Below are 17178 nucleotides of genomic sequence, written 5' to 3' on the forward strand. Positions count from 1 at the left end.
GAGAACCTTACGACTCCGGGGGAAGTATGGAACACATGAGGAAGCCCATGAGGAGACACCGCGCGCTCCTGTCGCTGACCGTGCCGCTGACCGTCCTCCTGAGCGGGCTCGCCGGCTGCTCCGGCGCCGGCGGCGATGTGCTCCCGACGGCCGCCGTGACGGCCACGGGTCCGGCCGCCGGCACCCCTGCGGACGTGGCGACCGGGCTGGCCGTGCCGTGGGCGATCGCGTTCCTGCCCGACGGCGACGCCCTGGTCACCGAGCGCGACACCGCCCGGCTGCTGCGGGTCACCGAGGACGGCAAGGTGAGCGAACTCGGCACGATCGAGGGCGTGACGCCGGACGGCGAGGGCGGCCTGATGGGGGTCGCGGTCAAGGACCAGCACGTCTTCCTCTACTACACCGCCGCGGAGGACAACCGGATCGTCCGCTACCGGCTGACCGGCGACGCGCTCAGCGACCGCCGGGTGATCGTCCAGGGCATCCCCAAGGGCGGCATCCACAACGGCGGCAGGCTGGCGTTCGGCCCCGACGGCCACCTGTACGCCTCCACCGGCGAGACCGGCGACCGCGACCTCGCCCAGCAGCGCGACTCCCTCGCGGGCAAGATCCTGCGCATGACCGTGGACGGCGCACCCGCGCCCGGCAACCCGTTCGGCACGCTCGTCTACAGCTACGGCCACCGCAACGTCCAGGGCCTGGCCTGGGACGACTCGGACCGCCTGTACGCCTCCGAGTTCGGCGCCAACGCCTACGACGAGGTCAACCTGATCGAGCCGGGCGCCAACTACGGCTGGCCCGAGGTCGAGGGCCGGGGCGATGACCAGCGGTTCGTGAACCCGATCCTCACCTGGTCGACGGACGAGGCCTCGCCGTCCGGCATGGCGTACGCCGGCGGTTCGTTGTGGGTGGGGGCCCTGCGCGGGGAGCGCCTGTGGCAGGTGCCGCTCGGCGCCGACGGCGCCGCCGGCCGGCCGGTCGCCCACTTCGCCGACCGCTACGGCCGCCTCCGCGCGGTCACCACCGCCCCTGACGGCACCGTGTGGGTGGGCACCAGCAACAAGGACGGCAGGGGTTCGCCGCGGGAGGGCGACGACCGCATCCTGTCGGTCCCCACCTCGTGATCAGGCCCGTTCGGCGTCAGGACGCGGTGCAGGTGATCTGGGGCTGAGCACGGTATTTGGTGGTCAGCTTGTCGTCCTTCTTGACCACCCGGCCGTCCTTGTGGAAGACCCGCATGACGTCGATGGTGAACCCCTGGGCGCCCGTCGTCGCCAGGCAGCCGGGCTCGTTGCTGGTCTCCCGCCGATACTGGGTGAAGTCCCGCCGTTCCGACTCGATCGCCTCGATCTTGTCGTACCGCTTCGTGCCCCAGAGCGCCACCGTCACCGACGTCTGCGTGAACGTGGTCTTGATCAGCACGCCGTTGTCCGAGTCGTTGCGCCACTTCAGGTCCGACTCCGGGTAGGTCAGCACGACGTCACGCCCGGGCGGGAACTGGTCGGTGTAGTAGTCCATCGGCTTGTGCTCGACGTCCTCGAGCCCGCTGAAGTACGCAGCGTTGTACATCGTCGTGGCGAACTGCGAGACTCCGCCGCCGACGATGTTGACCAGGCGCCCGCCGACGGTCTCCGCCGCTTCGACGTATCCGTCCTCGAGGGTCCGCTCGCCCACGACGTCGTTGACCGAGAACGTCTCGCCCGGCTTGACGATGTGGCCGTCGAGCTCCTCCGCCATGCGCTGGATGTTCTTCGCGCGCGGCTGGCAGCAGGCGAAGTTCGTGGTGAAGGTGGCGAGGGTCTCCTTGATGCCGAGCTTGTTGATCTCCGAGGTCGCGACCGCGGGGGCGACGGTGCCCAGCCGCACGGGGATCGTCCGGTCTCCGCCCCCGGCGAACACCCTCTCGGCGTCCCTGGCCAGCAGCTTGTCGTTCACGCCCCGGCCGGTGCGGGCGGGCACCAGCACCGGCTTGCCGTTCACGATGTCGTACGTGGCGTCGCGCGGCTGCTGGGCGGCGGAGACCAGGGTGCTCTCCACGTCGGTGAGCACCGCCTTGGCGTCGAACTGCGGCGCGAGCCCGCCGCTGCCGTCGGAGGCGAAGGACAGGTTGGCCGCGATCGCGGCGGGCGGGACCTGCGCCTGCTTGCCGTCGAGGGTCAGCGTGATGGGGGCGGCGACGGCCTGCCTCGCCTTGGCCAGGGCCGCCCTGACGGCTTCCGGGGTGGTGGTGGGCTTGGACGGTCTCAGGGTGAGCACGACGGAGCCGCCGCCCCTCAGGAAGGCGTCGCCGATCCTCTTCACGGCGTCCTCCCTGTCGAGCAGCACGCCGTCCTGGGGCTGGCGCGCCTTCGGCGTCAGCCCGGAGAAGGCCACCCGGCCCTCCTGCGCGCGCTTGTCCACGGACTCGGCCAGGCCCTCGACGGTCCTGGTGAGCTGGGAGGTGTCGATGTTGATCTTCGGTTCGAGCTCGGTGGTGCCGGTCAGGCCGCGCCACACCTCCTGCGGGCTGGGAAAGCCGCTGGGCGCCTGGCCGATCGTGCCGACCACGTCGAGCTCAAGCCCGGCCTCGTCGGCCTGGATGGTGTCCTTCTTGCCGCCGATGTCGGCCACGACCGGCTTGCTCAGCTGGGCGGCGAGGTCGGTGCGCAGCTTGTCGGCCGCCTGGGTGACGGTCAGCCCGCCGATGTCGACCCCCGACACGCGGGTGCCGCGCAGCACGCTGCCGGACATGAGCACGGCGGGCACGACGTACGACAGCACGGCGAGCAGCAGGACGACCGTGAGGAGGCCGGGCAGCAGGCGCCGTTTGCGCGGCTCGGGCTCGAAGGAGTGCGGGTGCTCGCGCGGGCTCTCCTGGCCGAACACGGGGGCGGACCCCGAGTCCTTGCCCGCCATCGGCCACGGCTGCGCCGGTGGCGGTGCTGGGGGCAGCGCTCCGCCCGAGGGACCGCCCGCGGCGCTCGGGGCTTGGGCCTGCCGGGGCTCCTGTCGTTCCGGCGGTCCGAAGATGTCCCGGGAGACCCCCGGGGGCAGGCCTTCGATCCGCGGTTTCTTGGAGACGCTCGACGTGGGCAGTGGCACCGAGGCGAACGGGTCGGTCGGTGATTCGATCGGTCCGGCGTTTCGCACGCCTCAATCTCCTCCCGGTCCGCAGCCAAGTCTCAGGCAACAGTAAGGCACGCGGATCCGCATATGTCACGGGAAATGACTACGGAAGTGTGTCAACCTAGCCACCGGTAGCGATGTTCCGGACGACCGGCCGTGCCGTAACGCGGCCGGAGTTCGGCCTGCCCTGCCGCGCAGAGGTGTTCGAGATAGCGGCGGGCGCTCACCCGCGACAGGCCCGTGAGCTGGGCGGCCTCGGTCGCCGACAGGTCGCGGCCAGCCTCCCGCAGGCTGTCGGCGACCAGCGCGCACGTGGCCGGCGACAGGCCTTTCGGCATGGGAGCCGCGGTCATGGGCGTGCCGAAGAGCCGGTCGACGTCGTCCTGGCGGGCCTCGGGGCCGATGGCGGTGATGCGCCTGCGGGTGTCGGCGTACTGCTGGAGCCGCTCGGTCAGGGCGGTGGCGGTGAACGGCTTGATCAGATAGTTGACCGCGCCGCCGCGCATGGCCTCCTTGACCGTCGGCACGTCGCGGGCCGCGCTGATCATGATGACGTCCACGTCGTTGAGCGCCTTGAGCACCTCAAGCCCTGACATGTCGGGCAGGTAGATGTCGAGCAGCACGAGGTCGGGCCGCTGCTCCGCCGCCGCGGCCAGCGCGCCGGCCCCGTTGTGGGCGACGGAGACGACGCTGAACCCCGGCACGCGGGACACGTAGCCGCTGTGGATCCGCGCGACCATGAAGTCGTCGTCGACGACGAGCACCCTGATGTCGTTCACGACACCGTCCCCGCCCGCTCCCTGGCCGGAAGGAGGGCGGTGAAGACGGCGCCGCCCGCGTCCGTCACCCGCACCCAGCCTCCTCTGCGCAGGCACGCCTGCCGGGTCAGGGCCAGGCCGAGACCGCGCGGCCCCGACTGGGCGGCCTTGGTCGTGAAGCCCTCCCTGAAGACCTCCTCCACCAGGCCGGGAGCGATGCCGGGGCCCGAGTCGCCGACGCGCACCCGCAGGCCGTCGTGATCGGCCCGAACCGACACCTCGATCGTGCCCTCGGCGCCGTCGAGCGCGTCGATGGCGTTCGCGACCAGGTTGCCCACCACCAGCACCGCGTCCTGCGGGTCGCCGAGCAGGCCGACCGGCACGGTGGAGTCGTCCGACAACACGAGCGTGGCGCCCCGCTCGGCCGCCTCCGCGGACTTGGCCAGCAGCAGCGCGGCCAGGGTCGGGTCCTGGACCCGCTCGCGCAGCCCCGCCGCGTACGAGCCGCCGGTGGTGCGGGTGATGAAGCCGATCGCGGCCTCGTGCTCGCCCAGCTCCAGCAGCCCGACGACGGTGTGCATGCGGTTGGCGAACTCGTGTGCCTGCGCCCGCAGCGCCTCGGTCGCGCTGCTGGCGTCGTCGAGCTCGCGGGCCAGGTGGATGAGCTGGGTGCGGTCGCGCAGGGTCACCACCCAGCCGCGGTGGTGGCCGCGTACGGAAACCGGGGTGCGGTTGAGCACCAGCACCCGGTCGCCGTGCAGCACGACGCGGTCCTCGCCGGGGTCGGCGCCCCCGAGCACGTCGCGCATGCGCTCGGACACCGGCATCTCGGTCAGGTCGGCGCCCACGTCGCCCAGCAGCTCGCGGGCGGCGTCGTTGACCAGGGTGACACGCCCGCCGAGGTCGAGCGCCAGCACGCCCTCCTTGACGCCGTGCAGCACCCCCTCGCGCTGCTCCAGCAGGGCGGCGATCTCGCGCGGCTCCAGGCCGAACGTCTGCCGGCGCACCCGTGCGGTGATCAGCGCGGCCAGCGCGAGGCCGGCCAGCAGCACGGCGAGCGCCGTCCAGATCAGCGGCGGGAGCGCGTCGACGACCTGGCTGATGACCGTGGTCTCCAGCACGCCGACCGAGACCAGGCCGATGACGTCGCCATATTCGTCGCGGATGGGCGTCTTGCCCCTGACCGTGGTGCCGATCGTGCCGGTCTCCTTGCCGACCCAGCTCCGGCCCGTCCTGAGCACCGTGCTGCCGTCGGTGGACAGCTGCTTGCCGATCAGCGAGGCGTTGGGATGGGCGTAACGTTTCTGGTCGGTGTTGGCGATCACGACGTAGTCGGCGCCGGTCTCCTGCTGGACGCTCATGGCCAGCGGCTGCAACACCGTCTCCGGCTCGCTCAGCTTGAACGCCTCCCGGACCTGCGGAAGCGCGGCCACCGACTGCGCGATCGCCAGTGCCCGTTGCTGGTGGAGCGAGGCCAGCTGATCACGCGTGTGCTCGGCCCACACGCCACCGGTGCCCCCCACGGCGAGCAGCACGATCACCATCTGAAGCGCGAACAGCTGGGTCCCGAGTGAGGCCTCACGAACCCGTCTCACGGGCACATGGAAACAAATCGAGGTCACGGCCAGGTCGCGGGGGGTGCCGCAGGAACCCGCGACCAATACGACCACTATGACGGCAACCGCGCAAAGGGTCGACTCCGGAGAGCAGGGGCATCACGATCCGGGTCTTGTCACCGTGAAAACCCTTCTTGGAGTGATCATGCGCTTGCGCGTATTCGCCGCCCTCGCGGCCATCTCCCTTGGCGCACTGACCGGCTGTGGCGAGACGGCGGGCACCTCCGCGAGCTCGCCGTTGCGGATCATGGCCCCGGCCGCGCCCGGGGGCGGCTGGGACCAGACCTCCCGCATCGCCGAGCAGGCCATCAAAGCGGCCGACCCGCAGCGCAAGGTCGAGGTGTACAACGTGCCCGGCGCCGGAGGCACGATCGGCCTGGCCCAGCTCGCCGGCGAGAAGGGCAACGGCAACCTGCTGATGACCATGGGCCTGGTCATGGTCGGCGCCATCGAGCAGAACAAGTCGAAGGTCACGCTGGCGGAGACCACGCCCATCGCCAAGCTGACCGAGGAGTACGAGATCGTCGTCGTGCCGGCCGCGTCGCCGTACAAGACGCTGGACGACATGGTGGCGGCCTGGAAGGCGGACCCGTCGAAGGTGTCCATCTCCGGCGGCTCCGCGGGCGGCACCGACCACATCGTGGCCGGTCTGATGGCCAAGGCCGCGGGCATCGACCCCAAGCAGGTCAACTACATCGCCCACTCGGGCGGCGGCGAGGCGCTCAACGAGCTGCTCGGCAACAAGGTGAGCGCGGGCATCTCCGGCGTGGCCGAGTTCGCCGAGCACGTGAAGTCGGGCAAGCTGCGCGCGCTGGGCGTCACCTCCGGCGAGCGGCTGCCGGACCTCGACGCTCCCACGCTGAAGGAGGCCGGGCTCGACGTCGAGCTGGCCAACTGGCGCGGCTTCGTCGCCCCTGCCGAGCTCTCCGACGCCGACAAGAAGGCGCTGACCGACCTGGTCACCAAGATGCACGACGCGCAGCCGTGGAAGGACGCGGTGGCCAAGAACGGCTGGATCGACTCGTTCCAGACGGGACAGCAGTTCGCCGACTACCTGGCCGCCGAGCAGACCAGGGTCAAGGCGATCATCGCCGAAATGGGGCTCGTCTCCTGATGGCCCGCTGGTGGCGGCCCGAGCTTGGGCTGGCGCTCGTCGTGCTGGTGCTGGGCGTGCTCGTCGTGGTCGGGACGCTCGACGTCTCCGCCGCGGCCTCCCAGCTCGGCCTCGGGCCGCGCTTCTTCCCCATGCTGGTGGGCGGCGCCATGGTGCTCATCGGCCTGTTCTACGTGGCCGACGTCGTACGCGGCGGGCGGGGCGACCCCGAGGAGAGCGAGGACGTCGACGCCGACGCGCCCGCAGACTGGCGCAGCGTCGGGCTGGTCAGCGGGATCTTCCTGGCGTTCAGCGCGCTGCTGAACGTGCTCGGCTGGATCATCGGGGCGAGCCTGCTCTTCTTCGGCCTCGCGGTGGTGCTCGGTGCCGAGCACAGAACGCGCGCCGCCGTGATCGCGGTGGTCGTGGCGATCAGCACGTACCTGCTGTTCGTCAAAGGGCTCGGCGTGTCGCTGCCCGGCGGGCCGCTGACGGGGGTGATCTAGGTGGAGTCGCTGCAGCTCCTCCTCGACGGCTTCGCCGCCGCGCTCACCCCGGTCAACCTCATGTACGCGCTCATCGGCGTCACGCTCGGCACGCTCGTCGGCGTGCTGCCCGGCATCGGGCCCGCGATGACCGTGGCGCTGCTGCTGCCGATCACGTTCACGGTGCCGCCGGCCAGCGCGTTCATCATGTTCGCCGGCATCTACTACGGCGGCATGTACGGCGGCTCCACCACCTCCATCCTGCTCAACACGCCGGGCGAGTCCGCCTCCATGATCACGGCCCTGGAGGGCAACAAGATGGCCAGGCGGGGCCGGGCCGCCCAGGCGCTGGCCACGGCGGCCATCGGCTCGTTCGTGGCCGGGACCATCGCGACCGCGCTGCTGGTCGTGGCGGCACCCGCCGTGGTGAGCTTCGCGATCTCGTTCGGCCCCGAGGACTACTTCGCGCTGGCCGTCCTCGCGTTCACCGCCGTCTCATCCGTGTTGTCCCGTTCGGTCGTACGCGGCCTGGCGTCCCTGGGGCTCGGCCTGGTGATCGGGCTGATCGGCATCGACCAGCAGACCGGCCAGGCACGGCTCACGCTGGGCATCCCGCAGCTGCTCGACGGCATCGACGTGGTGATCGTGGCGGTCGGGTTGTTCGCGCTCGGCGAGTCCCTCTACGTGGCCTCGCGGCTGCGCCACGCCATGCCCGAGGTGGTGCCCGTGGGCCGGGCGTGGATGGGCCGCTCCGACTGGGGACGCTCCTGGCTGCCCTGGCTGCGCGGCACCGCGCTGGGCTTCCCGTTCGGCGCGCTGCCCGGCGGAGGCGCGGAGATCCCCACCTTCCTGTCGTACGCGGCCGAGAAGCGCCTGGCGCGCGGCGTGGCCCGCGAGGAGTACGGCAAGGGCGCGATCGAGGGCGTCGCCGGCCCCGAGGCGGCCAACAACGCCTCCGCCGCCGGCACCCTGGTCCCGCTGCTCACGCTGGGCCTGCCGACGTCGGCCACGGCCGCGATCCTGCTGGCCGCCTTCCAGCAGTACGGGCTCCAGCCCGGCCCGCAGCTGTTCGACCACAACCCCGCGCTGGTGTGGGGCATGATCGCCTCGCTGTTCATCGGCAACGCGATGCTGCTGGTGCTCAACCTGCCCATGGCACCGTTGTGGGCGCGCGTGCTGCGGATCCCCCGCCCGTACCTGTACGCCGGGATCATCCTCTTCGCCGCGCTCGGGGTCTACGCCGTCAACGGCACCGTGGTGGACCTGTTCGTGCTCTATGTGCTCGGCCTGCTCGGCTACGCCATGCGGCGCTTCGGCCTGCCGGTCGCCCCCGCGGTGATCGGCATGATTCTGGGCCCGATGGCGGAGATCCAGCTCCGCAGGGCGCTGGCCATCGGCGCGGGGGACGCGAGCGTGCTGGTGGGCAGCCCGATCGCGGTCGTGCTGCTGGTGCTGGCGCTCCTCGCCCTGCTCACGCCGCTGCTGAGGAAGGCGCTGGCCCGGCGTAGCGTCGAGACGGCCCCGCCGTCCCGCGACGAGTGACCGTACGCCACCCGCCGTGCACCGGTGACCGGGCCGACCGGGAAGACCGGCACCCACCGGCCGCACCGGGCCGTCCCGGTCACCCCCGCACGCGCCGGGGCCCCGCCGGTGGAACGGCGGGGCCCCGGCGGCCGTGCAGAGGCCCGGTTATTCGGAGACGCCGAGTTTCTCCAGGATCAGCTGGCGGGCGCGGGCCGCGTCGGCCTTGCCCTTGCTGGCCCGCATCACGCCGCCCACCAGCGCACCGGCCGCGGCGATCTTGCCGGAGCGCACCTTGTCGGCCGCGTCGGCGTTGTCGGCCAGCACCTGGTCGATGATCGCGGACAGCTCGCCCTCGTCGTTGACGATCTGCAGCCCGCGCTTCTCCACCACCTCGTCGGGCGTGCCCTCGCCGGCCAGCACGCCTTCGAGCACCTCGCGCGCCAGCTTGTCGTTGAGCGCGCCCGAGGCGACCAGCTCGGTCACGCGGGCGATGTCGGCCGGCGTGATGGGCAGGTCGGCCAGCGGGGTGGCGGTCTCGTTGGCGCGCCGCGCCAGCTCGCCCATCCACCACTTGCGCGCGTCGGCGGGCGGGGCCCCCGCCGCGACCGTGGCCTCGACCAGGTCGATCGCGTCGGCGTTGTGCATGGCCTGCATGTCGAAGTCGGACAGACCCCAGTCGGACTGCAGCCGCTTGCGCCTGACCGACGGCAGCTCGGGCAGCGCCGCCTTCAGCTCGGCCACCCAGGCCGGGTCGGGCGCGATCGGCACCAGGTCGGGCTCGGGGAAGTAGCGGTAGTCCTGCGCCTCCTCCTTGGACCTGCCGGACGTGGTGGTGCCGGTGTCCTCGTGGAAGTGGCGGGTCTCCTGGACGATCTTCCCGCCGTCGGTGAGGACGCCCGCCTGCCGCTCGATCTCGCTGCGGACGGCCCGCTCGACGCTGCGCAGCGAGTTGACGTTCTTCGTCTCGGTGCGGGTGCCCCACTCGGACGCGCCACGCGGCATGAGCGAGACGTTGACGTCGCAGCGCAGCGAGCCCTCCTCCATGCGCACGTCGGAGACGCCGAGCGAGCGCATGATCTCGCGCAGCTCGGTGACGTAGGCCCTGGCCACCTCCGGCGCGAGCCGGTCGGTGCCCGGGATGGGCTTGGTCACGATCTCGACGAGCGGGATGCCGGCCCGGTTGTAGTCGACGATCGAGTAGTCGGCCCCGTGAATGCGGCCGGTGGCGCCGCCCACGTGGGTGGACTTGCCGGTGTCCTCCTCCAGGTGCACGCGCTCGATCTCGATCCGCACGGTGTTGCCGTCGACCTCGACGTCGACGTAGCCGTCGAAGCAGAGCGGCTCGTCGTACTGTGAGATCTGGTAGTTCTTCGGCATGTCCGGATAAAAGTAGTTTTTCCGGGCGAAGCGGCACCACTCGGCGATCGAGCAGTTCAGTGCCAGGCCGATGCGGATCGTCGACTCGATGGCCATGGTGTTGGCCGTCGGCAGCGCGCCGGGCAGCGCCAGGCAGGTCGGGCATACCTGCGTGTTGGGCGGAGCGCCGAACGTCGTCTTGCAGCCGCAGAACATCTTCGACCTGGTGCCCAGCTCGACGTGCGTCTCCAGGCCGAGCACCGGCTCGAACTTGTCGAGCGCTTCGTCATAGACCATGGTCATAGCGACGGAGCCTCCTTCAGCAACGGGCCGCCCCAGCGGCTCTCCAGGGCCTGCTCCACGGCGGCGCCGACGCGGTAGCAGCGGTCGTCGGCCAGCACGGGCGCCATGATCTGCAGGCCCACCGGCAGACCGTCTTCCTCGGCCAGCCCGCACGGCACCGAGATGGCCGCGTTGCCGGCCAGGTTGGACGGGATGGTGCACAGGTCGGCGAGGTACATCGCCATCGGGTCGTCGACGCGCTCGCCGATCGCGAACGCCGTGGTCGGCGTGGTCGGCGACACCAGCACGTCGACCTGCTGGTAGGCGGCCTCGAACTCGCGGGAGATGACCGTGCGCACCTTCTGTGCCTGGCCGTAGTAGGCGTCGTAGTAGCCGCTCGACAGCGCGTACGTGCCGAGCATGATGCGCCGCTTGACCTCGGGTCCGAACCCGGCGGCCCTGGTCAGCGCCATGACCTCCTCGGCGCTGCGGGTGCCGTCGTCACCGACGCGCAGGCCGTAACGCATCGCGTCGAAGCGCGCCAGGTTGGACGAGCACTCCGACGGCGCGATCAGGTAGTACGCGTAGAGGGCGGTGGTGAACGACGGGCACGAGACCTCGACGACCTTGGCCCCGAGCGACTCGAGGAGTTGCACGGCCTCGTTGTAGCGGGCCAGCACGCCCGGCTGGTAGCCGTCACCGCCGAGCTCCTTGACCACGCCGATCCGCATGCCGGCGACGTCGGCGTGCCGGGCCGCCTCGACCACCGAAGGCACGGGCGCGTCGATGGAGGTGGAGTCCATCGGGTCGTGCCCGGAGAACGCCTCCTGCAACAGCGCCGCGTCGAGCACGGTGCGGGCGAACGGCCCCGGCGTGTCGAGCGAGCTCGCGAACGCGATCAGCCCGTAACGGGACGAGCCACCATAGGTCGGCTTCATCCCCACGATGCCGGTCACCGAGGCCGGCTGCCGGATCGAACCGCCCGTGTCGGTGCCCGTCGACAGCGGCGCCTCGTAGGCCGCCACGGCCGCGCTCGAACCACCGGAGGAACCGCCCGGCACCTTCGCCAGATCCCACGGGTTGCGCGTCGTGTGGAAGGCGGAGTTTTCCGTCGAGGAGCCCATGGCGAACTCGTCGAGGTTGGTCTTGCCGAGAATCACCAGCCCCGCCTCGCGCAGCCGCTTGGTGACGGTCGCGTCGTAGGGCGGACGCCAGCCTTCGAGGATCTTGGACGCGGCCGTCGTCGGCATGTCGCGCGTGGTGAAGATGTCTTTGTGCGCGATCGGCACCCCGGCCAGCGGCCCGAGCTTCTCACCGGTCCTGAGCCTGGTGTCGACGGCCCGCGCCTGCTCGATCGTCGTCTCGCGGTCGACGTGGAGGAAAGCCTTGACCTTGGGCTCCACCTCGGCCATGCGGTCGAGGTGCGCCTCGGCCACCTCGACCGACGACACCTCCCCCGCGGCGATCATCGAGCCCAGCTCGGCAGCGGTCTTGCGGATCAGGCTCATGCCTCCTCCCCGAGGATGCGCGGCACCCGGAATCGATCGTCCTCGACGGCGGGAGCACCGGCCAGCGCCAGCTCGGGCGTCAGGGACTGTCGCACCTCGTCGGCACGGAAGACATTGGTCAGCGGAAGCGCGTGCGACGATGGCGGCACATCCTCGGCGGCGACCTCGGCCACCTTCGCGACCGCTTCGATGATGGCATCGAGTTGGGTGGCGTAGTGGTCGAGTTCGTCACCGGTGAGCGCCAGCCTGGACAACCGGGCCAGGTGTGCGACCTCGTCGCGGGTTATGGCGGACATGAGTCGTTGAACCCGTTTCGTGGATGGAGTCTTTGGACACTGCCATCCTAGAGGGCTTGACGAAGCACGCCCGAACGGTTAACACCCTGGCAACACCGCTCCCGGCTGCGCGAGCGCGGCTTCACCCGTACAACTCCCGCGGCCCCACCCCGCGCACCTCGCTCCCCCCGCCGGGGCCGCATCGAACGCGGCGCCGCCGTAGCAGGTCGGCACGGGCGCCGGACCGGGTCTGCGTTCCGCCAGGTCACGCGGTCCTGGTCACCTCGGGCGCGTAGCCGAAATCGACCTTCGGCACCGCCTCCGCGTGGTCGCGCAGCCAGGTCGCGGCGTCGGCGGCCGGCATGGGCTCGCAGAACAACCACCCCTGCCCCACGTCGCACCCCATGTCCGCCAGGCGGATGGCCACCTCGTCGGACTCGACCCCCTCGGCCACCGAACGCAGGCCGAGCGAGCGCACCAGGTCGACGATCGAGCGCACGATCCTTTCGTCGTCCTCCGACTCGGCGATCCTGCGGACGAACGAGGCGTCGATCTTGACCTCCGACACCGCCAGGCGCTGGAGCCTGATCAGCGAGGAGTAGCCGGTGCCGAAGTCGTCGATGGCCAGCGGGACGCCGAGCGTGGCCAGCGCCTTGATGGTCTCCTGGGTGTAGGCCTGGTCGCCGGTCAGGATGCGCTCGGTCACCTCCAGCTGGATGGCCGCGGGCGGCAGGCCGTATTTCGCCAGCCCCACCTCCAGCCGCTCGGGCAGCGCGGAGTCGAGCAGGTCACGGGCGGAGATGTTGACCGAGATCTGCACCCGCAGATCCGTGTGCCACCAGTGGGCGGCCTGCTCCAGCGCCTCGTCGATGACGTACGCGGTCAGCTGGCGCATCAGGTAGGACTGCTCGGCCAGCGGGACGAAATCGGACGGCGGGATCGGCCCGTGCGCCGGGTGGCGCCAGCGCAGCAGCGCCTCGACGCCCAGGACCGCGCCGGTGCCGAGACTGACCTTGGGCTGGTAGTGCAGGCGCAGCTCGCGGTTGTCGATGGCGCGGCGCAGGTCGCCGAGGAGGCTCAGGCGCTCCGGCGAGTTCCTGTCCTTGTCGGGCTGGTAGAGCTCCACTCCCGTACGGCCCTCCTTGGCGAGGTACATCGCCACGTCGGCGCGCTGGAGCAGCAGCTCGAAGTCGGGGGCGTGATCGGGGTAGAGCGCGATGCCGACGGAGCCGTCCACGTCGAAGGTCATGCCCTCCAGGCGCACCGGCTCGGTCAGCGCCGCACGCAGCCTGGCCGCGACCTCCCTGGCCGCGTGAGTGTCCCTGATCGAGGGCAGCAGCACGGCGAACTCGTCGCCGCCCAGCCTCGCGACCACGTCTCCCGGGCGTACGGAGTGGGTGAGGCGGTGCGCGACCATCTGCAACAGGCGGTCGCCCACCGGGTGGCCCATCGTGTCGTTGACCTCCTTGAACCGGTCGAGGTCGAGCAGGAACAGGCCGACCCGGTCGTCCTGCCTGGCCTCGGCGAGCGCCTCCTCCGTGCTGACGATGAGCAGCTTGCGGTTGGGCAGGCCGGTCAGCTCGTCGTGCATGGCCTGGTGGTCGCGGCGCATGGAGAGCGTGGCGGTGAAGTAGACGGCGGCCAGGGGCGCCACGAAGAGCGGCACCAGCCCCGGCGAATGGTTCATGACCACGACGACCAGAGGCGCCAGGCCGAGCAGGCCGGCGTAGACGAGGCTCTGCGGGCCGACGGTGGCCTTCAGCACCCGGGTGAGCGAGCGCCGTTCGTGCAGCGCGACCGCACTGCACACGAGGGTCGCCCTGGTCGCGAAGTAGGCGATCCCCGCCAGCCCGATCGCCAGCAGGTTACCGCCGCCCGGCACCCACGGCAGGGCCGGGCTCGGCACGATGCCGAACGTGCCCAGCACCACACCCGCGGCGGTGAGCGCGAGGGTCGACTGCGCGATGTTGAACATGACCCGATGCCACGACTTGCGCGTCACCACGCCGTTCATGGCCACCGCGACCCCCTGCATCAGCACCGCGGCGGGCAGCCCGAAGTGCAGGAGCACGGCGAACGTGAACATGGTGGAGGGGTAGGTGCCGCCCACGGCCGCCGCCGAGGAGACCATGACGGGCCGCAGCTCGCCCAGGACCACCAGCACGGCCAGCACCCAGAACAGCGGTGTGCGGGCGACCTCCACCAGCTCGGACATGTCGAGCCTGAGCATGGCCACCACGAGTGCGGTGAACCCGATCACGGTGATGCCCGCGAGAAACGCCCACAGCGGCGTGCCGGCGCGTGGGCCGGTGTCGCGGGTGTCGGTTGGGTCAGTCATCGGTAACAGAACCCCCATTAGGTCACTATGGGAGGGTACGACCTTTACCCCACTTCGCGAAACCAAGCGCGTACGTTCCGTCACTTCTCCTTTCCGACATATACCCAGAAAACACCCTGGGTAGCACACCATGCACGCTGCGGTCTCCCCGCGCCACCCCCAGGACCGCATGCGAGACCCCATCACGGAACACGGTCATCCGCCGGAGCGCGGTCGCCCTACAGCAGCCGGTGCGAAACGACCCTCACCCATGCCGGAACCGCGGTCGCCACCCGCGCACGAGCCCTCGTGAACCGACCGCTCTCAGACGAGCCAACCACTCCCGCACAAACCGGACCCACCCGCATGAACCCCATCCCTACGAACGGACCACCCGCACGAACGAACCACCCGTACGAACCGGGTCCCACCCATACGAACTGACCGCCCGTGCGAACGATCCTCGACGGGTCCAGAACCGACCGGGTTCGCATGAATTACCCGAGCCCATGCGAACCGACCCCGCCCGTATGGACCAACCGCTCCCGGAGGAACCGGCCCCGCCCGTGCCGGCCAACCGTGCCCGTGCGAGCCCATGGACCCGCGTCAACGCGTGAGGGTCAGGGCTCGGGGGTGATCGCGGCCCCGGTGGCCGCCTCCGGGCCTTCGTTCAGGAGGATTTCGAAGCCCGCGCTGTCGAGGATCGGCACGCCCAGGCTGACCGCCTTGTCATATTTCGACCCAGCGTTGTCACCCGCGATCAGGAACGACGTCTTCTTCGACACCGACGACGCGACCTTCCCGCCCCTGCCGGTCAGCTCGGCGGCGGCCGAGTCGCGGGTGTGGCCCTCCAGCGTGCCCGTGACCACGAACGTCATCCCCTGCAGCGTCTGCGGGCCCTTCTCGGGGGCCGGCTCGTCCTCCATGCGGACCCCGGCCGCGCGCCACCGGTCGATGATCGCGCGGTGCCAGTCGACCGCGAACCACTCCCGGATCGTGGCCGCCACCCGGGGCCCGATGCCCTCGACCGCGGCCAGCTCTTCCTCCGAGGCGTTCATGATCGCGTCGATCGACCTCATGGCGTCGGCCAGGGCACGCGCCGTGGGCGGGCCGATGTGCCTGATCGACAGGGCGACCAGCACCTGCGCGAGCGGCACCTGCTTGGCCCGCTCGAGCTCCTCGATGAGCTGCAGCGCGTTCTGGCTGGGCTCGCCGTTGATGTTGGAGAAGAAGGAGACGACCTTCTGCTCCCCCGTCTTCGGGTCGATCTTGGGCAGGCCGGTGTCGGGATCGCGGACCACCGACCTGATCGGGATCAGCTGGTCGAGCGTCAGGTCGAACAGGTCGGCCTCGGTGCGCACCACCGGCTGCTGCGGCGGGAGCGGCTGGGTGAGCGCCGTGGCCGCGACATAGCCGAGGCCGTCGATGTCGAGCGCGCGCCGCCCGGCCGCGAAATAAATGCGCTCGCGCATCTGGGCGGGGCAACCGCGCGCGTTGGGGCAGCGCAGGTCGGCGTCGCCCTCCTTCTCGTAAGCCAGCGCGGTGCCGCACTCCGGGCAGTGCGTGGGCATGACGAACTCCCGCTCGGACCCGTCGCGCAGCGCCGCCACCGGCCCGACGATCTCGGGGATGACGTCGCCCGCCTTGCGCAACACCACGGTGTCGCCGATGAGCACGCCCTTCTTGGCCACGACGGCGGCGTTGTGGAGCGTGGCGCGCTCGACGGTCGAGCCCGACACCACGACCGGCTCCATCACGCCATAGGGGGTGACGCGGCCGGTGCGCCCGACGCCCACCTGGATGTCGAGCAGCTTGGTGTTGACCTCCTGCGGCGGATATTTGAAGGCGATCGCCCAGCGCGGAGCGCGCGAGGTGGAGCCGAGCTCACGCTGCGTGCGGAAGTCGTCGACCTTGACGACCACCCCGTCGATCTCATAGGGCGGATCGTGGCGGTGCGCGCGGTAGTGCTCGATGAACTCGTTGATCTCGGTGAGGCCCGGCAGCACCTGGTAGAGGTCGCTGACCGGCAGCCCGAACTCGCGCAGCCGGTCGTAGACCTCCGACTGCGCCCGCGGCTCCGTCGCTCCCTCCCAGACGCCGACGCCGTGCACCAGCATGCGCAGCGGGCGCTGCGCCGTGATGCGCGGGTCCTTCTGCCGCAGCGTGCCGGCCGCGGAGTTGCGCGGGTTGGCGAACGGCGGCTTGCCCTGCTCGACGAGCTGCTCGTTGAGCTTCTTGAAGTCTTCGACCGGGATGTAGACCTCGCCGCGCACCTCGACCAGGCTCGGCACGTCGTCGCCCTTGAGCCGGTGGGGGACGCCCTTGATGGTGCGCACGTTGGCCGTCACGTCGTCACCCGTGCGCCCGTCACCCCTGGTGGCGGCGCGCTCCAGCCTGCCGTCGCGGTAGACCAGGGCGATCGCGAGCCCGTCGATCTTCAGCTCGCACAGGTAGGGGCCCGGATCTCCTTCGGCCAGCCGCTCGGCGCGCACCTGCCAGGCCGCCATGTCGGCGTCGTTGAAGGCGTTGTCGAGGCTCTCCATCCTGGCCAGGTGGCGAACCTTGGCGAAGTCGCCGCTGACCGGCGCCCCCACCTGCTGGGTGGGCGAGCCTGGCGTCTGGAGCGAGGGATGCTCCTCCTCCAGCGCCAGCAGCTCTCTGAACCACTGGTCGAACTGGGCGTCGCTGACCGTGGGCTGGTCGAGCACGTAGTAGCGCCAGCGAGCCTCGTCGACCAGCTCGCTCAGCTCGGCATGCCGCTTCAGCGCGGGCACCGGCACCCCGGCGACCTCAGTGGATGGCTCGCCCACGGCCTCTCCTTCCGTCCAGCATTCTGAGCAAACGCTACCGCTCAGCACT

Annotated in this window: 12 protein-coding genes; 4 read left to right on the top strand and 8 right to left on the bottom strand. The window is 70.8% G+C overall.

Translation table 11 applies throughout. The annotated features are described in order from the left end of the window. Positions 1-35: 35 nt before the first annotated feature. A complete protein-coding gene (locus ABGB14_RS20515) occupies positions 36-1124 on the top strand; it encodes a PQQ-dependent sugar dehydrogenase (RefSeq protein ID WP_347645391.1) in 1089 nt (362 codons plus the stop codon). 16 nt (positions 1125-1140) lie between these two features. On the opposite strand, the gene ABGB14_RS20520 is transcribed toward ABGB14_RS20515, so the two are convergent. The 3 genes from ABGB14_RS20520 to ABGB14_RS20530 all read right to left on the bottom strand — a co-directional run bounded on the left by ABGB14_RS20520 (position 1141) and on the right by ABGB14_RS20530 (position 5458). Then, on the bottom strand, positions 1141-3129 hold the full coding sequence (locus ABGB14_RS20520) for a VanW family protein (protein ID WP_347645393.1): 1989 nt from the start codon (positions 3127-3129) through the stop codon (positions 1141-1143). A 92-nt stretch (positions 3130-3221) separates the two neighbouring features. Next, positions 3222-3884: a response regulator gene (locus ABGB14_RS20525; RefSeq protein WP_347645395.1), complete on the bottom strand. Its 663-nt coding sequence runs from the start codon at positions 3882-3884 to the stop codon at positions 3222-3224. Further along, positions 3881-5458: a sensor histidine kinase gene (locus tag ABGB14_RS20530; RefSeq protein ID WP_347645397.1), complete on the bottom strand. Its 1578-nt coding sequence runs from the start codon at positions 5456-5458 to the stop codon at positions 3881-3883. Before ABGB14_RS20530 ends, ABGB14_RS20525 begins: the two co-directional genes overlap by 4 nt. A gap of 166 nt (positions 5459-5624) precedes the next feature. On the opposite strand from ABGB14_RS20530, the gene ABGB14_RS20535 reads away from it, so the two are divergent. The 3 genes from ABGB14_RS20535 to ABGB14_RS20545 are packed head-to-tail and all read left to right on the top strand — an operon-like array spanning position 5625 to position 8599. Next, complete coding sequence (locus ABGB14_RS20535) at positions 5625-6593, top strand: tripartite tricarboxylate transporter substrate-binding protein (RefSeq protein ID WP_347645399.1); 969 nt, start codon at positions 5625-5627, stop codon at positions 6591-6593. Beyond that, positions 6593-7078 carry a tripartite tricarboxylate transporter TctB family protein gene (locus ABGB14_RS20540; RefSeq protein ID WP_347645401.1) on the top strand — a complete coding sequence of 162 codons (486 nt, stop codon included), beginning with the start codon at positions 6593-6595 and terminating at the stop codon, positions 7076-7078. Before ABGB14_RS20535 ends, ABGB14_RS20540 begins: the two co-directional genes overlap by 1 nt. Continuing rightward, a complete protein-coding gene (locus ABGB14_RS20545) occupies positions 7079-8599 on the top strand; it encodes a tripartite tricarboxylate transporter permease (RefSeq protein WP_347645403.1) in 1521 nt (506 codons plus the stop codon). A gap of 147 nt (positions 8600-8746) precedes the next feature. Here ABGB14_RS20545 and gatB read toward each other — a convergent pair whose 3' ends face one another. From gatB to ligA, 5 genes are all read right to left on the bottom strand, one after another. Next, on the bottom strand, positions 8747-10234 hold the full coding sequence (gatB, locus tag ABGB14_RS20550) for an Asp-tRNA(Asn)/Glu-tRNA(Gln) amidotransferase subunit GatB (protein WP_347645545.1): 1488 nt from the start codon (positions 10232-10234) through the stop codon (positions 8747-8749). A gap of 2 nt (positions 10235-10236) precedes the next feature. Next, a complete protein-coding gene (gatA, locus tag ABGB14_RS20555; protein WP_347645404.1) occupies positions 10237-11727 on the bottom strand; it encodes an Asp-tRNA(Asn)/Glu-tRNA(Gln) amidotransferase subunit GatA in 1491 nt (496 codons plus the stop codon). Next, complete coding sequence (gene gatC / locus ABGB14_RS20560; RefSeq protein WP_132595391.1) at positions 11724-12023, bottom strand: Asp-tRNA(Asn)/Glu-tRNA(Gln) amidotransferase subunit GatC; 300 nt, start codon at positions 12021-12023, stop codon at positions 11724-11726. Before gatC ends, gatA begins: the two co-directional genes overlap by 4 nt. 244 nt (positions 12024-12267) lie before the next feature. Continuing rightward, a complete protein-coding gene (locus ABGB14_RS20565) occupies positions 12268-14340 on the bottom strand; it encodes an EAL domain-containing protein (RefSeq protein ID WP_347645406.1) in 2073 nt (690 codons plus the stop codon). A gap of 599 nt (positions 14341-14939) precedes the next feature. After that, on the bottom strand, positions 14940-17129 hold the full coding sequence (ligA, locus tag ABGB14_RS20570) for an NAD-dependent DNA ligase LigA (protein WP_347645408.1): 2190 nt from the start codon (positions 17127-17129) through the stop codon (positions 14940-14942). Between the last annotated feature and the right edge of the window lie 49 nt (positions 17130-17178).

This window comes from Nonomuraea sp. B10E15 (assembly GCF_039871615.1).
Classification (GTDB): Bacteria; Actinomycetota; Actinomycetes; order Streptosporangiales; family Streptosporangiaceae; genus Nonomuraea.